The sequence below is a fragment of the Nitrosophilus sp. genome (assembly GCF_982775275.1).
Genome location: NZ_CEXZHP010000156.1, coordinates 1 through 3625 on the forward strand (window position 1 = coordinate 1; position 3625 = coordinate 3625).

Sequence of the window (3625 nt, forward strand, 5' to 3'; positions counted from 1 at the left end):
AGGATCAGGAAAAAAGATTTAAACTATCTTTTTTTCAAGATAAAAGTATTCTGGATAAACTTCAAAAGATACAAACAGGAAAAGAAAAAAAGTTTGTTATTAAGATGAGTAAAAAAGAATCGGAACAATTTATCTTGTAGGAAAAAGTATGGATGAGTTTTGGGTAGTTTTGATTGTTATAATATTTTTAATCCTTTTTATTCGCGCAATTTCCAAATCTTCAGCTAAAAAAAATAAAAAATATTTTGACGCTACGGAAAAGGTTAAAGAAGAATCGAGTGGGACTGGATTTGGTGATTTTATATTGTATCTATTATTGTTGGATTTTCTTTTTAACTCTTCAGGTTCGGCTGAGACTTATAACTATTTGGATGAAAATAACGATTTTCTTAGTGACGAGCCAAGACCTTGGGAAATAAATCAAGAAGGGAGGGATATTAACTATTTTGACAGGGACGAAGAGGATGATTTGTTAGATTTTGACGATGATTTTGATATAGGTAGTTTTGATGATGACTAAAAGCGAAAAATTGCTTAAATTTTTATGGTTTATTAGTCGCAATAAAAAGTTTTGCACCAACTATTTGGCAGACTATCTTCAAACCTCTGTTAGAAACGTTCAAAGATACAAAAAAGAGGTTGAAGAGTTTTTTAAAATTAAATTTATACCCATAGATAGAGGATGTTACGCTTTGCCGCAAGAGATAAAAATAGAAAATTTATTGTTGGCAAAAAAAGATTTTGATGATTATGAAAAATTTATAGATTTTTTAAACTTAACCAACAGCACATTTTTAAAATTTTTGGGGTTTGATACAAAAAATATAATCGATAAAAATGAAGAAATTTATCTAATAAAAGAGCCTCCTTTTGAAGAGCTTATAAACTTTGAACTTCTTTCAAAACTTAAAAGTCTCATATATTATAAAAAAATCATAGATATAGTCTATATTTCAGATAAAAGATACGAGTTTAAAAAAGTAAAGCCGCTAAAGATAGTTTACGCTAAAAACAACTGGTATCTTGCGGCTCTTACAAACGATGAGATAAACGGCGGTTTTAAGTTTTTGAGGATAAATTTTATTAAAGATATCGTTGAATATCCTATAACTTTTAAAACGCCCAAAAGAGCAAAAGAGTTTTTAAGAAGTTTTCAAACATTGTTTTCCAGTTATGTTGATCCAGATTTTAAAGTGATCGTAAAAGTTGACAAAGAAATCGCAAGACATTTTAAAGTAAAAAAATTTTTACCTTCGCAAAAAATTTTAAAAGAGTATGAAGATGGGAGTTTGAAAATCTCTTATAAAATAAACAATGAAAACGAGATACTCTTTTTGGCAAAAAAGTGGCTACCCTATATGAAAATAATCTCTCCAAAAGAGCTTCAAGACAAACTTACAAAAATTGTCAAAACTTTTTTAAACGACAAAAACTGACCTCTAAAGTTTTTATAATTATATAACAATATATTCAAGGTTTAGAGTATGAAACTATATTTGGTTTGCTACGATATATCGGATAAGAAAAGATTATACAAAATTAGAAAAATTGCATATTCATATGCATTTGGAGGTCAAAAAAGCGCAATTGAAAGTTATTTGAGTGAAAAGGAGCTTAAAAGCTTGATAAATAAACTAATCCTTAAAATGGATACTGAACAAGACCGTATTAACATTATAGAAATAGAAAAAAAAGCTATTCTTCTTGGAAAAGCAAAACAACTACCATTCGATAAAGGTATCATAATATTATGAATCGAGTAATTATTGATAAAAAAAGTAAAATTAATATAAAAAATTCTATAGTAATTATTGATAATGAAACAAAAATTCCGTTAAAGAGTATTGACTTATTAATATTATATAAAGATGCTGAAATATCATTGAAAGAGATAGCGTATATATCTAAAAATGATACTTCGATTTTGATAATTACATCAAAACCTAAAGAATTTATATTTATTCAAAAAAAATATATAAAAAATGGAGATTTAAAATATTTGCAATATAAAGCACTTAACAAAAGATTAGAAATTGCGAAATATATACTGAGAAAAAAAATAGAAAAGTCATACAGCAATCTAATATATTTTGATTTGGACATTGAAAAAAAGAAATTTTTGAAAGATTTAGACAATGTAAAAAATATTGAAGAATTACTAGGAGTTGAAGGGCATCTATCAAAGGAATATTTTAAGAGATTTTTTTCTCTCTTTCCCAAAATTGTATGCAAAGGTTATAGAAGCAAAAATCCTCCGCAAGATCCTTTAAATGCACTTTTATCATATGTATATACTATTTTTTACTATGAAATATCAACATGGCTTAATATATATGGGTTTGAACCGTTGATCGGCTATTTACATACACCTTTTAGGGAACATATGGCTTTAAGCTCAGATATTTTAGAGATTTTTAGAGCTGATATAGATAGGTTTATATACTTTCTTTTTTTAAATAAAGATATAACTCTAAAAGATTTTACTAAAAAAGGCAAAGAAGTCTTTTTGACTGCCACAGGAAGGAAAAAATTATGGACAAAACTAAAACCATTTATGGAGAATCAAGAGATAAAGATAAAAGAAGAGATCGCACTTTTGAAAAAGAACCTAGAAAGAAACTGATAATTAAATCACACTCAAAACTTGAAATATATCCTGAATATTTAATAGTTAAAAATTTTTATGGTGAATTTATTATTTCATACAAAAAAATTTCTACAATTTATATAGATATTGGCACTAAAATAGATTTAAAAGATCTATATTATTTATCTAAAAAAAACAAAATTTTTTTAATAGACCATCATGGATATATAATTGGAAAGATAATAAATTATGAGAAAAGATGATTACATAATATCATATGATATAAAAGATAAAAAAAGACTGGCAAAAGTAGCAAGATACTTAGAAAAAGAGACTTTTAGGATACAGTATTCGATTTTTCTTGCAAAAAATTTCACAAAAAACAAAATTTATAATATTGCCGATAATTTAATAGAACTTATTGATCCTAATGAAGATGATATTAGGATTTATAAAATAAAAAATTATGGGATATATTTAGGAAAAGCATATAACTTAAAAGAAGTTTTTATTATAAAATGATTTAAGTTTTGATTAATTATTAAAATTTTCTTAAAAATATCATTCTGTTGGAGATATATAATGTCAATTTTAAAGAAATATCCTATAAAAGCATTTTTTAAGAAATTAGTTGATAGTATAAACATAGCTATTTATCGTTATTTGAAAATTTAATGTTGCTATTACACCTATGACCCGATTAAAGGGGATTGAGACATTTAGATTAACTCTTGTCATAATGGCCTCCTTTATTACACCTATGACCCGATTAAAGGGGATTGAGACATGTTAATGATATCATCATCGTCATCAAATCCAATATTATATTACACCTATGACCCGATTAAAGGGGATTGAGACTAGAATAAGAATCAATGCAATATTCATAACTTCCATAATTACACCTATGACCCGATTAAAGGGGATTGAGACACTTCATCTCCATTACCTCCATTCCTGCATTTTGTAAAGTCTTATTTTTACCTATGACCCGATTTGAAGTGAGCGAGGGTAAACCGAAGGTTTAGAACGATAACT

At 26.5% G+C, this 3625-nt stretch carries 5 protein-coding genes; all 5 read left to right on the forward strand.

The annotated features are described in order from the left end of the window. Positions 1-148 precede the first annotated feature (148 nt). A complete protein-coding gene (locus tag AC30RD_RS07300; RefSeq protein WP_489493770.1) occupies positions 149-520 on the forward strand; it encodes a hypothetical protein in 372 nt (123 codons plus the stop codon). A gap of 10 nt (positions 521-530) precedes the next feature. Then, positions 531-1436 (forward strand): WYL domain-containing protein, encoded by a 906-nt coding sequence (locus AC30RD_RS07305; protein ID WP_489493771.1) that lies wholly within the window; start codon positions 531-533, stop codon positions 1434-1436. A gap of 48 nt (positions 1437-1484) precedes the next feature. Next, the gene (cas2, locus tag AC30RD_RS07310) at positions 1485-1754 is read left to right on the forward strand and encodes a CRISPR-associated endonuclease Cas2 (RefSeq protein WP_489493772.1); all 270 of its coding nucleotides are present in this window, start codon (positions 1485-1487) and stop codon (positions 1752-1754) included. Continuing rightward, positions 1751-2623, forward strand: a complete 873-nt coding sequence (gene cas1, locus AC30RD_RS07315) for a CRISPR-associated endonuclease Cas1 (RefSeq protein ID WP_489493773.1) — start codon at positions 1751-1753, stop codon at positions 2621-2623. The genes cas2 (AC30RD_RS07310) and cas1 overlap by 4 nt, the downstream gene beginning before the upstream one ends. 213 nt (positions 2624-2836) lie before the next feature. Beyond that, the gene (gene cas2, locus AC30RD_RS07320; RefSeq protein ID WP_489493774.1) at positions 2837-3109 is read left to right on the forward strand and encodes a CRISPR-associated endonuclease Cas2; all 273 of its coding nucleotides are present in this window, start codon (positions 2837-2839) and stop codon (positions 3107-3109) included. Positions 3110-3625 lie beyond the last annotated feature (516 nt).